Source organism: Dactylosporangium sp. NPDC006015 (assembly GCF_040614215.1).
Taxonomy (GTDB): Bacteria; Actinomycetota; Actinomycetes; order Mycobacteriales; family Micromonosporaceae; genus Dactylosporangium; species Dactylosporangium maewongense.
Genome location: NZ_JBEXUD010000048.1, coordinates 45585 through 59130 on the forward strand (window position 1 = coordinate 45585; position 13546 = coordinate 59130).

At 72.1% G+C, this 13546-nt stretch carries 15 protein-coding genes; 6 read left to right on the forward strand and 9 right to left on the reverse strand.

Annotated features, from left to right (window positions below):
- Positions 1 to 339 carry a DUF6285 domain-containing protein gene (locus ABZ321_RS47680; RefSeq protein WP_344513058.1) on the forward strand — a complete coding sequence of 113 codons (339 nt, stop codon included), beginning with the start codon at positions 1 to 3 and terminating at the stop codon, positions 337 to 339.
- On the opposite strand, the gene ABZ321_RS47685 is transcribed toward ABZ321_RS47680, so the two are convergent.
- Complete coding sequence (locus ABZ321_RS47685; RefSeq protein ID WP_344513056.1) at positions 336 to 962, reverse strand: TetR/AcrR family transcriptional regulator; 627 nt, start codon at positions 960 to 962, stop codon at positions 336 to 338. The genes ABZ321_RS47680 and ABZ321_RS47685 overlap by 4 nt on opposite strands.
- Positions 963 to 1041: 79 nt before the next feature.
- Here ABZ321_RS47685 and ABZ321_RS47690 point away from each other — a divergent pair, with 79 nt between their 5' ends.
- A complete protein-coding gene (locus ABZ321_RS47690; protein ID WP_354903015.1) occupies positions 1042 to 2046 on the forward strand; it encodes a nitronate monooxygenase in 1005 nt (334 codons plus the stop codon).
- Positions 2043 to 2822, forward strand: coding sequence for an enoyl-CoA hydratase-related protein (locus ABZ321_RS47695; protein ID WP_354903017.1), 780 nt, complete (start codon positions 2043 to 2045; stop codon positions 2820 to 2822). The genes ABZ321_RS47690 and ABZ321_RS47695 overlap by 4 nt, the downstream gene beginning before the upstream one ends.
- A 180-nt stretch (positions 2823 to 3002) precedes the next feature.
- On the opposite strand, the gene ABZ321_RS47700 is transcribed toward ABZ321_RS47695, so the two are convergent.
- From ABZ321_RS47700 to ABZ321_RS47715, 4 genes are all read right to left on the reverse strand, one after another.
- Positions 3003 to 3827, reverse strand: a complete 825-nt coding sequence (locus ABZ321_RS47700) for a crotonase/enoyl-CoA hydratase family protein (protein ID WP_354903018.1) — start codon at positions 3825 to 3827, stop codon at positions 3003 to 3005.
- On the reverse strand, positions 3824 to 5005 hold the full coding sequence (locus ABZ321_RS47705; protein WP_354903019.1) for an acyl-CoA dehydrogenase family protein: 1182 nt from the start codon (positions 5003 to 5005) through the stop codon (positions 3824 to 3826). Before ABZ321_RS47705 ends, ABZ321_RS47700 begins: the two co-directional genes overlap by 4 nt.
- A gap of 9 nt (positions 5006 to 5014) precedes the next feature.
- The gene (locus ABZ321_RS47710) at positions 5015 to 6202 is read right to left on the reverse strand and encodes a thiolase family protein (RefSeq protein WP_354903021.1); all 1188 of its coding nucleotides are present in this window, start codon (positions 6200 to 6202) and stop codon (positions 5015 to 5017) included.
- Between the two features lie 66 nt (positions 6203 to 6268).
- Positions 6269 to 7027, reverse strand: a complete 759-nt coding sequence (locus ABZ321_RS47715) for a 3-hydroxyacyl-CoA dehydrogenase (protein ID WP_344513047.1) — start codon at positions 7025 to 7027, stop codon at positions 6269 to 6271.
- A gap of 110 nt (positions 7028 to 7137) precedes the next feature.
- Here ABZ321_RS47715 and ABZ321_RS47720 point away from each other — a divergent pair, with 110 nt between their 5' ends.
- Positions 7138 to 7761 carry a TetR/AcrR family transcriptional regulator gene (locus ABZ321_RS47720; RefSeq protein WP_344513045.1) on the forward strand — a complete coding sequence of 208 codons (624 nt, stop codon included), beginning with the start codon at positions 7138 to 7140 and terminating at the stop codon, positions 7759 to 7761.
- The gene (locus tag ABZ321_RS47725; RefSeq protein WP_354903022.1) at positions 7758 to 8522 is read left to right on the forward strand and encodes an SDR family oxidoreductase; all 765 of its coding nucleotides are present in this window, start codon (positions 7758 to 7760) and stop codon (positions 8520 to 8522) included. Before ABZ321_RS47720 ends, ABZ321_RS47725 begins: the two co-directional genes overlap by 4 nt.
- A 116-nt stretch (positions 8523 to 8638) precedes the next feature.
- On the opposite strand, the gene ABZ321_RS47730 is transcribed toward ABZ321_RS47725, so the two are convergent.
- Positions 8639 to 9247: an N-acetyltransferase gene (locus ABZ321_RS47730; protein WP_354903024.1), complete on the reverse strand. Its 609-nt coding sequence runs from the start codon at positions 9245 to 9247 to the stop codon at positions 8639 to 8641.
- Between the two features lie 162 nt (positions 9248 to 9409).
- Here ABZ321_RS47730 and ABZ321_RS47735 point away from each other — a divergent pair, with 162 nt between their 5' ends.
- Positions 9410 to 10066: a GntR family transcriptional regulator gene (locus ABZ321_RS47735; protein ID WP_354903025.1), complete on the forward strand. Its 657-nt coding sequence runs from the start codon at positions 9410 to 9412 to the stop codon at positions 10064 to 10066.
- Between the two features lie 3 nt (positions 10067 to 10069).
- Here the strand turns inward: ABZ321_RS47735 and ABZ321_RS47740 are convergent, their stop codons facing one another.
- The 3 genes from ABZ321_RS47740 to ABZ321_RS47750 are packed head-to-tail and all read right to left on the reverse strand — an operon-like array spanning position 10070 to position 13526.
- Positions 10070 to 11191, reverse strand: coding sequence for a hypothetical protein (locus ABZ321_RS47740; RefSeq protein ID WP_354903027.1), 1122 nt, complete (start codon positions 11189 to 11191; stop codon positions 10070 to 10072).
- The gene (locus ABZ321_RS47745; RefSeq protein ID WP_354903028.1) at positions 11188 to 12063 is read right to left on the reverse strand and encodes an enoyl-CoA hydratase-related protein; all 876 of its coding nucleotides are present in this window, start codon (positions 12061 to 12063) and stop codon (positions 11188 to 11190) included. Before ABZ321_RS47745 ends, ABZ321_RS47740 begins: the two co-directional genes overlap by 4 nt.
- Positions 12060 to 13526, reverse strand: coding sequence for a 4-hydroxyphenylacetate 3-hydroxylase N-terminal domain-containing protein (locus ABZ321_RS47750; RefSeq protein WP_354903030.1), 1467 nt, complete (start codon positions 13524 to 13526; stop codon positions 12060 to 12062). The genes ABZ321_RS47745 and ABZ321_RS47750 overlap by 4 nt, the downstream gene beginning before the upstream one ends.
- Positions 13527 to 13546 lie beyond the last annotated feature (20 nt).

The following is a 13546-nucleotide window of genomic DNA, read 5'->3' on the forward strand; positions in this document are numbered from 1 at the left end:
ATGCCATCGCACGCCGCGGTTCCTGACCACAACGAGCTGCTGACGGCCGTCGTGGAGACATTGCGCACGGAGCTCCTGCCGCAGGTCAGCGGGCGCTCCCGATACCTGCTCAAGGCGTGTGCCGCCGCGCTGGAAGTGGTGCAGCGAGACCTGACCGCCGGGACCGAGCGCCGCCAGGTCGACGGGGCGGTCTTCGCGGAGCTCGGCGTGCCGGACGAACGGGCCCTGGTCGCCGAGATCAGGGCCGGCCTCGCCCCGGACCGGTTCGCCGCGATCCTCGCGGCGCTGGGCCCGCGCACCGAGGTCGAGCTGCGCGTCCTCGGCCGCGCCGATCGTTAGGCCGGGCTTTGGTCCTCCGGGCGCCAGTAGATGGCGTGATACCAGATGCCGGCGAGCGAGTCGATCGCCGCCTCTTCGTCGACGACGGAGTCGCCGTTGTCACCGCCCTGAGCCAGCCACACGTAGCAGGAGAGCTCGAGCATCGAGGACAGCGCGGACGAGGTCATCCGCACGTCGATGCCCGGGCAGTAGCCCTCCTTCTGGGCGTGTTCGACGCCGTGGGCGATGAAGTCGATGGCCGACCGCCGGATGTCCCGCCAGCTCTCCAGGAAGGCCGGGTCCGCCATCGACGCCTGGAACACGCCGCTGAGCGCGCCGAGCCGGTCGCGGTAGGTCTCCCAGAAGATGGTGATCGCCATCCGGATGGCTTCCTTGGGCGGACGGCCCTCCTGGTACGGCACCGCGATCTGGGCGCGGGTGTCCTCGTGGAAGGCCTGGGCGAGGGCGGCGAGCACGTCGGCCTTGTCGGTGAAGTAGTTGTAGAAGCTCGCCGACGACCGGCCCGCGGTGCGCGCGATGTCCTCGACCTTCGTCGACAGGTAACCGCGGGTCGCGAACTCCTTGCGGGCCGCCTCGAGGAACGTGGCCGCCGTGCGCGCCCCTTTGGAGTACTGGCGTGGCATCGCCCCTGCCCCCGTCCGACACCCAGCTTTGAGAACTAAAAGTGATATTAACATCAAGTTTTGCGCCCGAATTCGGGGCGTGCGACAGGAGACAACCGGCATGATCGAGACCCGCTTCACCCGCGAGTTCAACGTCAGGCACCCCATCGTGCAGGGCGGGATGCAATGGGTCGGCCGAGCCGAGCTGGTGGCCCCGGTGGCGGACGCCGGCGCGCTCGGATTCCTCACCGCGCTCACCCAGCCGACGCCCGAGGCGCTCGTCAAGGAGATCGCCCGCTGCCGGGAGCTGACCGACCAGGAGTTCGGCGTCAACCTCACGATCCTGCCGGCGATCTCGCCGCCCCCGTACGCCGAATACCGGGCCGCGATCATCGAGTCGGGGATCCGGACCGTCGAAACGGCCGGGTTCAGCCCGGCGGAGCACATGCCCGCCTTCAAAGCCGCGGGCATCAAGGTGATCCACAAGTGCACGAGCGTGCGGCACGCGGTCAAGGCCGAGTCGCTCGGGGTGGACGCCGTGAGCATCGACGGCTTCGAGTGCGCCGGTCATCCGGGGGAGGACGACGTGCCCGGGCTCATACTCATCGCGGCCGCGGCCCGCCGGGTCTCCGTGCCGATCGTCGCGTCGGGCGGGATCGCCGACGCCCGCGGCCTGATCGCCGCGCTGGCGCTGGGAGCCGACGCGGTGAACATGGGCACCCGTTTCCTCTGTACCGTGGAGGCCCCGGTGCACGAGAACGTGAAGCGGAAGATCGTCGAGGCGAACGAGCGCGACACCACCCTGATCTTCCGGACCCTGCACAACACCGCCCGCGTCGCGACGAACACCGTCAGCCGTGAGGTCGTCGAGATCCTGCGGGCCGGCGGTGAGTTCGCCGACGTGCGCGACCTCGTCGCCGGGGTCCGCGGCCGCGAGGTCTACGAGACGGGCGACATGGAGCGAGGGCTCTGGACCGTGGGGCAGTCGCAGGCGCTGATCGACGACATCCCGACGGTGGCCGAACTGGTCGCGCGCATCGTCGCCGAGGCCGAAGACCTCATCACCACCCGTCTCTCCCCGCTGGTGTCGGCGGAGGGACGATGACGGACGACGCCGTCCTGGTCACGACCGACGGCCCGGTCGCGACCGTCACCCTGAGCCGCCCCGACCGGCTCAACGCCCTCGACCTCGCGGGTATGCGACTGCTGGGGAGCCGGCTGCGCGAAGCGGCCGGCCGGCCCGGCGTGCGCTGCGTCCTGCTCACCGGGGAAGGGCGCGCCTTCTGCGCCGGCGCCGACGTCTCCCCGTCCGGCGCGGCGACCGGCGGCGCGGACGGCCGCGCGATCGTCGCCGCGGCCAACGACGCGGTCCTCGCCGTGATCCGCGCCGACGTCCCGGTCGTCGCCGCGGTGAACGGGCCGGCGGTCGGCGTCGGCGTCTCGTTCACCCTCGCCTGCGACGCGGTCGTGGCGGCCGACACGAGCTGGTTCCAACTGCCGTTCGTCAACATCGGGCTGGTGCCCGACGGGGGAGCGAGCCACCTGCTCCCGGCGGCGATCGGGCGGATGCGGGCGAACCGGATGGCGCTGTTCGCTGAGCGCGTGCCGGCGCCGGCCGCGCTGGCGTGGGGCCTGGTCTCGGACGTCGTCCCGGCCGCCGACCTGCTCGACACCGCCCGCACACTGGCGGCCGGGACCGCCGGCGCGTCACGCGAGGCGCTCCGGCGCGCCAAACTGGCCCTCCGGCGGGCGGCGGCCGACGAGCTCGAGGCGGCCATGCGCCGCGAGCTCGAGGACCAGGGCGAGCTGCTGGACGGGCCCGACTACGCGGAGGGTATGGCCGCGCTGCGGGAGCGACGACCGCCAGCCTTTCCCGCGTAGGAGCGTTCGCGGCGGAGTGCTTCGCGGGCGATGCGCCGGACCCGCGACTTCGCGCCGCCCATGGTGAGGGTCGGCGCCCGCTCGGCCAGGCCGGCCGCGGCCCGCATCGCGTGACGGCCCGGCCCGGCCCGAGGCGGGCCTCCGCGACGCCGACCCGGGCGCACCAGCTGCCGTACGGACCTACCGGCCTTCCCAGACCGGCGCCCGCTTCTCGGCGAAGGCGATCGGCCCCTCGACGGCGTCCCGGCTGCCGAACACCAGCGCGGCCGCCTCGTCGTTGACGGCCCACGGCTCACGGCGCGACCACTCCGGGTCCCAGGCCGAGCCGGACTCGGCCACCTGATGCATGACCCGCTTGGTGTACTGCACCGACAGCGGCGCGTTCGCGGCGACGCGCTCGGCCAGCACCATCGCCTCATCGAGCGCGGCTCCGGGCCGGGCGACCACGTTGACCAGGCCCCACTCGGCCGCCTCCTGCACGTCGACGGCGTCACCGGTGAGCGCCATCTGCAACGCGCGCTTGAGCGGGATCTGCCGCTGGAGCCGCACCACCCCGCCCGCGGCGGCGACCAGGCCCCGCTTGACCTCGGGCAGGCCGAGCCGGGCGTCCTCGGCCGCGACCACCAGGTCACAGGCGAGGGCGATCTCGGTGCCGCCGCCCATGGCGAACCCGTTGACGGCCGCGATCAGCGGCTTGTCGATCCAGTGCCGGGCGATACCGGCGAAGCCCCACTCCGGGTGCTCCGGCGCGGTGATCGACCGTCCGGCCGCCAGCTCCTTGAGGTCGGCGCCGGCGCAGAAGGCCCGGCCGTTGCCGGTCACGACCACGACCCGCACCTCGGGGTCGGCCGCCGCCCGCTCCAGCGCCTCCCCGGCCGCGGTGGACAGTGCCGCGTTGACGGCGTTCAGTGACGCGGGCCGGTTCAGCCGGATCACGGCGATGTGCCCGGCCCGCTCATACAACGCGGCCGGTTCGGTTTCGACGGTCGTCTTCGTGTCTGTCATCGTGTCTCCAGGACGTCGCGCGCGATGATGTGTTTCATGATCTCGGTGGTGCCGCCGTAGATGGTGGTGACGCGGGTGTCGGCGTACGCACGGGCGATGGGGTACTCGAGCATGTATCCGTAGCCGCCGAACAGCTGGACGCAGCGGTCGACGAGGCGCTTGTGCATCTCCGTCGCCCACCACTTCGCCTTGGCCGCGTCCACCGCGTTCAGCTCGCCGCGGTTGAACCGCAGCACGGCGTCGTCCACGTACGCCTGGGACACCTCCAGCTCGGTCAGCATCTCGGCGATGGCGAACCGGGTGTTCTGGAACGACGCGATGCGCTGGCCGAACGCCTGCCGCTGCGTGACGTGTTCGACGGTCCAGCCGAGCGCCGCCCGGGCCCCGGCGCATGCGGCGACCGCGATCCCCAGCCGCTCCAGCGGCAGGTGGCTCATCAGGTGATGCAGCCCCCGGCCCACCTCGCCGAGCACGTTGCCGGCGGGGACGATCACGTTGTCGAAGAACAGCTCCGCGGTGTCCTGTGACTTCAGGCCGACCTTGGCGAGCTTGCGGCCGCGTTCGAAGCCGGGCATCCCGCGCTCCACGACCAGCAGGCTGAACGCGCGGCTCCCGGCGTCGGGGGCCGGATCGGTCCGGGCGACCACGATCACGAGGTCGCTCAGGATGCCGTTGGTGATGAACGTCTTGGCGCCGTCGAGGACCCAGCCGTCGCCGTCGCGCCGGGCCGTCGTCCGGATGCCCTGCAGGTCCGAGCCGGTGCCGGGCTCGGTCATGGCGATCGCGCCGATGCGCCGGCCCGAGCAGAGGTCCGGCACCCACCGTGCGGCCTGCTCCGGGGTGGCCAGGTCGAAGAAGTACGGAAGCACGATGTCGGCGTGGGCGGAGAACCCCGAGCCGAGGGACGTGGCGCCGACCTTGGCGAACTCCTCCATCATCGCGCACCGGAAGCCGAAGTCGGAGATGGCCCCACCGCCGCCGTGCTCCTCGGGTGCGTTGATGCCGAGCAGCCCCTGCCGGCCGGCTTCGAGCCACGGCTCGCGCGGGATGATGCCCGCCTCGTCCCAGGACTCGACGTGCGCGGTGACGTGCCGGCTGAGGAACGCGGCGACGGTGGCGCGGAACGCCTCGTGGTCGCCGGTGAAGAACGGGCGCCGCGCCCACAGGTCCTTGGTCATGTCTTCCGATCAGAGGCGTTCGATGACGGTGGCGTTGGCCAGGCCGCCGCCCTCGCACATGGTCTGCAACCCGTAACGGCCGCCGGTGGCCTCGAGGTGGTGCAGCATCGTGGCCATGAGCCGGATGCCGGAGGCGCCGAGCGGATGGCCCAGTGCGATGGCGCCGCCCCGGCAGTTGAGCCGCTCGAGGTCACCGCCGAGCTCGGCCAGCCAGGCCAGCGGTACCGGGGCGAAGGCCTCGTTCACCTCGTAGGCGTCGATCGCGTCGATGCCCAGGCCGGCCCGTGCCAGCACCTGCCGCGTGGCCGGGATCGGCGCCGTCAGCATCAGCAGCGGGTCGTCGCCGGCCACCGCGAACGCGTGGAAGCGGGCCCGCGCGCGGAGGCCGAGCTTCGCGGCCACTTCCTCGCCCATGATCAGGGTGGCGGCGGCGCCGTCGGTCAGCGGCGAGGAGTTGCCCGCGGTGATCCGCCAGTCCAGGTCCGGGAACCGCTCGCGCATCTCGGGGGCGTCGAAGGACGGCCGGAGCGCGGCCAGGCCCTCGGGGCTCGTCGCCGGGCGGATCGTCTCGTCCGCCGCGAACCGGCCGTCGCCGTCCTCGCCGACCCGCACCGGCACGATCTCGTGGTCGAACCCGCCGGCGTTCGCGGTCTCGGCCGCGAGGCGGTGCGACCGGGCGGAGTACTCGTCGAGCCGCTCCCGCGAGAGCCCCCACCTCTGGGCGATGAGCTCGGCCGAGACGCCCTGGCCGACGAGCCCCTGCGGGTAGCGCCGGGCGACCCCGGGCCCCTGCGGGTCCTGACCCAGCGTGCTGACCCCCATCGGCACCCGGCTCATCGACTCCACACCACCGGCGACGACGATGTCGTAGGCCCCCGCCATCACGCCCTGCGCGGCGAAGTGCATCGCCTGCTGGCTGGATCCGCACTGCCGGTCGATGGTCGTGGCCGGCACCGACTCCGGCCAGCCCGCGGCGAGCACCGCGTTGCGGCCGATGTTCATCGCCTGCTGGCCGGCCTGGCCGACGCAGCCGGTGATGACGTCCTCGACCCGCCCCGGGTCCAGGTCGTTGCGCTCGGCGAGGGCGCGGAGCACGGTGGCGTAGAGGTCGACCGGGTGCACGCCGGACAGCGCTCCGCCCGGCTTGCCCTTACCGGAGGCCGTCCGGACGATGTCGACGATGACCGCTTGACGCATGATGTCTTCCTTCCGTCGGTGAGGCAGTCGGGTGGGCCCGTCGGTGGGCCCGTCGGTGAGCACTGCTCAGCGCGGGGCCATGCGGATGGCGCCGTCGAGGCGGATGGTCTCGCCGTTGAGCATCGGGTTGGCGACGATCGCCGCGACCAGCTGCGCGTACTCCGCCGGGCGGCCGAGCCGGCTCGGATGCGGCACCTGGGCGCCCAGCGAGTCGCGGACCTCCTGCGCCAGCTGGCCCAGCAGCGGGGTCTCGAAGGTGCCCGGGGCGATGGTGACGACGCGGATCTTCAGTGTCGCCAGGTCGCGGGCGATCGGCAGGGTCATGCCGACGATGGCGCCCTTGGACGCCGAGTAGGCGGCCTGCCCGATCTGGCCGTCGAACGCGGCCACCGACGCGGTGTTGACGATGACCCCGCGCTCCTCGCCGGTCACCTCGTTCTCCGCCATCGCCGCGGCGGCCAGGCGCAGCACGTTGAAGGTCCCGAGCAGATTCACCCGGATGACCCGCTCGAAGTCGGCGAGCGGGAACGGGCCTTGCTTGCCGACGGTCCGGATCGCGTTGCCGATGCCCGCGCAGTTGACCAGGACGGCGAGGCCGCCGTCGTCGTTGGCGAGCGCGACCGCCGACTGCACCGCCGCTTCGTCGGTCACGTCGGCGCCGGCGAACCGGACCGCGTCGCCCAGCGCGTCGAGCCGGCCGCGGTCGGCGCCCGGCAGGTCGAGGGCCACCACCCGGGCCCCCGCGGCCGCGAGGGTCTCCACCGTCGCCAGGCCGAGCCCGGACGCGCCTCCGGTCACCAGCGCCTGCTTGCCCCGGACATCCATGCCACGACCTCCGTATCTGGTCTACTTAGTTAGCGATCGCTAAGCTAGCCTTCGAGGGCCTGCGAAGGCAATCACTCGTGACGGATTTGGCGAGCGGGACAGAGGCGGGGATGACAGTGAGCGACGACGCGTCCGGCTGGCGGGAGTACCCACCACTCGAGCTGCATCCGCTGCTGGCGCTGGCATTGGACGAGATCGTCGAGCACGGCTACGACGGCACGTCGGTCCGCAAGATAGCCAACCGGGCGGGCGTCACCGTGCCGGCGCTCTACTACCACTTCGAGAACAAGCAGGCGATGCTCCGGGAGCTGCTCGACCACGCGATGCGGATCGTGCTCACCCACGCCCGGGCCGCGCTCGACGAGGCCGGCGCCGACTGCACGGCCCGGCTCAGCGCGCTGGTCGAGGCCATCGTCCTGTACACCGCCCACCATCGCGACCTGGCGTTCCTCGACTCCGAACGGCGCAGCCTCACCCCGGAGAACCGGGCGCACTACGTCGCCCAGCGCGACGAGCTCGAGGGCGAACTGCGCGACGCGATCCGCGGGGGAGTGGCGCAGGGCGTCTTCCGCACCCCGCACCCGGACGAGTGCGGCCGGGCGATCCTGTCGATGTGCCAGGGCGTCGCCGGCTGGTTCCGGCCGGGTGGTCCGGTCGACGAGGCCACCATGGCCCGCCGGTACGCCGACCTCGCGCTCGCCACCGTGCAGCACCAGAAAGGGACAGGACGATGAGCGGACCTCTCGACGCGTTCCGGCTCGACGGGCGGGTGGTCGTCATCACCGGCGCCAGCTCCGGGCTCGGGCTGGGTTTCGCCCGGGCGGTCGCGGCCGTCGGCGGCCACCTCGTGCTCGGCGCCCGGCGCCTGGACCGGCTGCGGGCGGCCGCGGACGAGCTGCGGGCGCAGGGCGCGACCGTGCTCGTCCAGGCGGCGGACGTCGCGGTGCCCGAGCAGTGCCAGGCCCTGGTGGCCGCGGCGACGGCGGAGTTCGGGCGCGTCGACGTGCTCGTCAACAACGCCGGCCTCGCCGTCTCCGTGCCGGCCTCGAAGGACACCCCAGACTCCTTCCGCCAGGTCATCGACGTGAACCTCAACGGCTCGTTCTGGATGGCGCAGGCCTGCGCCCGGGTGATGCCGGCGGGCTCCTCCATCGTCAACGTCGCGAGCGTCCACGGCGTCGTGGCCTCGCGGTTCCCGGGGGCCTCCTACGCCGCGAGCAAGGCGGGCGTGATCGGGCTGACCCGCGATCTCGCGCAGCAGTGGTCCCGCCGCAAGGGCATCAGGGTCAACGCCCTGTGCCCCGGCTACGTCGCCACCGAGATGACGGCGACGGGTGAGGACAAGCTCCGCGCCATGGTCGCCGAGCACAGCCTGCTGGGCCGCTTCGGCGAGCAGTCCGAGATCGACGGGGCGCTGCTGTTCCTGGCGAGCCCGGCGTCGTCCTACGTCACCGGCACGACCCTCGTCGTCGACGGCGGCCTGTCCGCCATCTGATACTCCAGCATGGAAGCGGCGCAGCTGCGGCGAGGGCGTGAAGGGCCCACGCATCTACGACCGGGCGGTCGCCATCCTGCCGGACACCGGAACCGCCGAACACGGTCACACCCGAGTTACTGGTCCGCTCCCGGCGCTCGTTCGCCCGCACGCCACGACGCGATCTGAGCTTCCACCTGCTCCAGCTCGGGGTCACGCAGACCGACCGTGCCAGTGGTCCAGAACGCCTCGGGATAGACCAGCTGGCCGACCATCCACGGCTGGTACGACGAAAGAAGCGCCACCTGGAACCCCGGGTCCGGGATGCGCGTCGAGGGCCGGCCGAACCCACAGGCGGACGCGGAGCTGAACCCGCGGCGTCCGTAGTAGTCCGGGCTGCCCTCAAGGAAAACGGCTGGCGCGCCACGATCTCCGGCGGTCTCCAGCGCCGCCGCGACCAACGCGGTGCCGACGCCGCGGCCTTGGAAGTCGGGACGTACCGACAGCGGGGAGAGCACCACCACCTCGACCAGCTCGCGTCGAGCGTCCACCCAGCCGCGTGAGAGACCAACGTGCCCGACCAGCTCCTCGTCGACAACAGCGACCAAACTCGCCCGAGCTGCTCCGCTGGTCTGCAGAGCTCGCATCATCTGCACAACGCGCCCGTCCCGGGGCTCGCCGAATGCCGCCGAGACGACCGCCTCGGCAGCCAGCTCTTCGGCCGGCATCACATTTCGGATCTCCATGGCGCGACCTTAGTGTCAGTGGTCGGCCGGCGCACCGCAGTTTCCCGGGCTCCATCTCGCGCCCATCAGCGGGCGTGGCGGTCTGGGTGTACGGCAGAGATCTGTCGCTCTATCGCATTAGACTCGGCCGGATTCATGCTGACGAGTGACCGGGGAGTGCCGATGGCCAAGGCGGCCGAAACGGCGTATGAGGCCGTCCGCGCCGGCATCCTGTCCGGCGAGTTCGCCCGCGGACAGCGGCTGCGCGAGGAGGAGCTCGCGCTGCGGGCCGGGGTGTCGCGCACACCTGTCCGCGAGGCGCTGCGCCGGTTGGACGCGGAGGGCCTCGTCGAGTTCACGCCGAACCGGGGCGCGCGGGTGGTCGCCTGGTCCGAGCAGGAGCTCGAGGACAACTACGAGCTCCGCGCGATGCTGGAGAGCTACGGTGCCCGGCTGGCCGCGGAGCGCATCACCGACGATGAGCTCGACACCATCGCGCAGATCGCGGCCCGGATGACCTCGTTGAGCCGCAAGGGCGCGGCCGCCGCCGACGAGCTCACCGTGCTCAACGGCGACTTCCACCGCGCGATCCTGCGGGCCTCCCGGCACACGCAGCTGGACAGCATGGTCCGCGGCATCATGGACACGCCGCTGATCTTCCGCACCTTCCAGCGCTACGACGCGGAGCGCATGCGCACCAGCGTGCGGCAGCACGCCGAGCTCGTCCAGGCGCTCCGGGTCCGCGACGGCGGGTGGGCGGAGGCGGTCATGCGCGCGCACATCCTCGCCGCGCGTTCGACGATCGTGCTGTCACTGCGCGACGAGGAGGACGGCGACTGACGGTCAGGGTTGCGCCCGCCCCTTGAGCCAGTCCGCGAGGGTGTCGGCCACCGTGTCGCGGGCCGGCGCCGGCTCCATGAAGTAGTGGTCGCCGGGCAGCGTCACGAACTCCTTGTCCGCCGTCGCCGCCCCGTCGTAGAGCCCCTGTGCGTCGGCGGGGAAGACGCCGCTGTCGGCGTCCGGCTGCACCACGAGGGTGGGCAGGTCGAGGCGGGCCAGGTGCGGTGCGGCGACGCAGTCGGACTCCTCCAGGCTGAACATGTTGAGCCAGGTGCGCATCGTGCTCACCACGCCGACGCCGAGGACGCCGTAGTTGGCCCGCTTGGGATCGCCGAAGTAGCACAGCGGCGTCGGACGGTTCGACGGGTCGATACCCGGGTCGACGTACCGGGGGTCGGCCCACGTGCGGCCCATCGTGAAGATCCGGTCGCGGGCCGGCCTGTCCCGCGCGGCATCGAGCTGCTCCTTGCACCACGCGGTCAGCCGGTGGTTGCGTTCGATCTGAGCGGCCCGGTAGCGGTCGAGGAACTCCGGGGAGAAGGAACCGCCGTGGCGCGGGTCGTACATGTCGAGGTCGGCGTCGACCGCGTTCGGGTCGTTCTCGTCGATCACCGACGGGTCCATGGTCCGCGTGATCCACTCCGGCCGGCCGGGGTGCGCCGCCAGGAACACCATCAGGTCGCCGGGCGGCAGGTGCAGGGCCGGCTCGAACACCTTGGACCGGCCGTACGGCGGGCGGATGTTCGGCTCGCGCGACTGGGAGTGGTACGCCGCCATCAGGGAGCCGCCGCCGGAGTTGCCGAGCAGGACGACCTTCTCGACGCCGCGGTCGCGCAGCAGCTGCACGCCGACCCCGATCTCGGCCAGGGCGTGGTCGAGGGTGAAGAGGTGCTCGGCCCCGCGGAACCGGGTGTTCCAGCCGAGGAAGCCGTAACCGCGCTCCGCCATGCGGGTCGCCATGTAGTGCTCGGAGAAGTCGACGTTGTAGTGCGCGGCGATGAAGGCCGTGCGCGGCGCCCGGCCGGACGGGGTGTAGTAGATGCCCTGGCACGGGTGGCCACCGGCGCCCGCCCGGCCCAGCGCCGGCGACGGAACCCCGATGAACTCTTGGTCGATGCTGGTCACGCGGAGTCCTCCCCGTGTTCGTTGGGCCATGGTGGAAGATCGGTTGACGGGCGCCCGGTCCAGGCCGGGCGGCGTTTCTGCAGGAACGCCTCGACCCCCTCGCGGGCGTCGGGGCGGTCGAGGAGCGCCTCCATCACCAGCCGCTCCTTGCGGCCGTGCTCGAACGGGTCGGCATCCACCGCCTCCCAGAGCAGACGCTTGGTCGCTGCGACCGCGACCGGTGCGGCGTGCTCGACGATGTCGCGGGCGAGGGCCTGCGCGCGCGACAGGACGTGATCGGCCGGCAGCGCCGCGATGGCCAGCCCCCACTCGACCGCCTCGGGGCCGGTGAAGCGGCGGCCGGTGAGCAGCAGCTCCTGCGCCCGCCCCAGGCCCACGTGGCGGACGAGGTTCCAGTGGCCCATCCACTCCGCGGTCACGCCCAGCCGCACGAAGGGAAGCGCGAGCACGGCGTCGTCGGCGACGAACCGCACATCGCACTGCATCGCCAGGGTGAGCCCGGCGCCCACCGCCGCGCCCTGGATGGCGGCGACCACCGGCTTGCGCACCTGGTGCGGCGCGATCCACTCGGCGCCCGGGCCCTCCGGCACGGCCCCGCCGAAGCCGTCCCCGGTCATCTCCGAGCCGGCCGAGAAGGCCCGCCCGGCGCCGGTCAGCACGACCGCACCGACCTCGTCGGCGGTGTCGCACCACCGGAGCACGGCGCTGAGCTCGTGGTTCATCGTGCGGTCGATCGCGTTGAGCCGCTCGGGCCGGTGCAGGGTCACCGTGGCGACGCCGTCGTCGGTCGCCAGCCGCAGCCGCGTGAGCCGTTCGGGCCGCTGGGCGGCGGACGTGTCGGTCCAGGCGAACGTGGACTCCTCGTACCTCACGCGCTTGTTTCCGCGGGGTACGCGGCCGCGTCCGACTCGTACCCGTGCGGGCCGAAGCGATGGAGCCCGCTGAGCACCTCGCCGGATTCGGTGATGCCGGCGGTCTCGCGGGCGAGCGCCTTCGCCGTCTCCATGTCGAAGTGGTTCGTGACGACCACCTTCTGGGCGTAGAGGCCCCCGCCGGCCTGGATCACGGTCACGTGCTTCCAGCCGCCGTAGGCGTCGGCGGTGAAGTCGCGGATCGTGTGGAACAGGCGCATGCGGTAGCCGGCGTCGACGCCGTCCATCGTGCGCATGTACTTGCGCAGGTCGGCCTCGGTCTCCGGGTTGCTCAGGTCGCGCAGGGACGGCGCGGTCAGCACCGAGCCGCCAGCGATGTCGTGCAGGTTGCGCACCATCGTGCTGAACTGCGCGGCCGCGTGGTACTTCGCGGCGTTGGTGAACAGCTCGTCGGGCGAGGCCCAGCCCTCCGGGGTGAAGGTGGCGTGGGTCATCGCGGCCTCGAAACCGGCCCGGATGAGCGTTGCGTAGATGATCATCTCGGCGATCTTGTCCTTGATGTGCCCGATCTTCAGCAGGCCGTTGGCCTCGGCGACGAGGTGCGCGAGCCCGACGAGGGTGTCCGCGAGGCGCACGTAGCTGCCGACGCTGCCGAGGCGCTCCCACAGGCCCAGGGAGTGCACGAAGGTCGCGGAGTGCTCCAGTTCTCCCGCCAGGAAGAGGCGTTCGTTGGGGACGAAGACGTCGTCGAAGACGATGAGTCCCTCGGTCATCACGTGCCGGGAGCTGTAGGGGTAGAAGTCCGGGTCCAGGTCGGGCCGGGGCGCGAACGAGGCGTTGATGACCCGCACCCCGGGGGAGTTGACCGGCACCGCGGCGGCCACGCTCCAGTCCTCCTCGCCGGGCTTCATCCGCTTGGTGGGCATGACCATGAGGTCGTGCGCGACCGCCGCCGAGGAGATGTGCAGCTTCGCGCCGCGGATGACGACCCCGTCCGGTCCCCGGTCGACGATGCGGACGTAGAGGTCGGGGTCGTCCTGCTTGCCCGGGGACAGCGCGCGGTTGCCCTTCGAGTCGGTGATCGCCTGCACGATCCGGATGTCGCGGCGCTTGCTCTCCTCGAAGTAGGCCAGGGCCCGCTCGGCGTACTGGGGCTGCTGCGCGCGCATCCGGCTGGCCGCGGTGAGCACCATGAGCAGGCCGTTGGCCGTGGAGATGGTCGGGAAGTCCCAGTGCAGCTGCCGCTGCTGGGTATCGCGCAGCTCCTCGACGGAGGTGGGGATGAAGAAGTACGGGCCGTGGACGTCGTCGCCGGGCTGGTAGTGCTTGTCGTAGCCGAGCGCCGCGGCCTGGGCGGGCCCTTGCAGCAACGGTTCGGCGGTCACGTCGGGCACCGAGTGGCCGTTGACGAAGATGCGGCGGCCGTCGCGGAGGGATTCCAGGTACTGGTCTCCGGTGAGCATCAGGACGGCTCCTCAAGGTA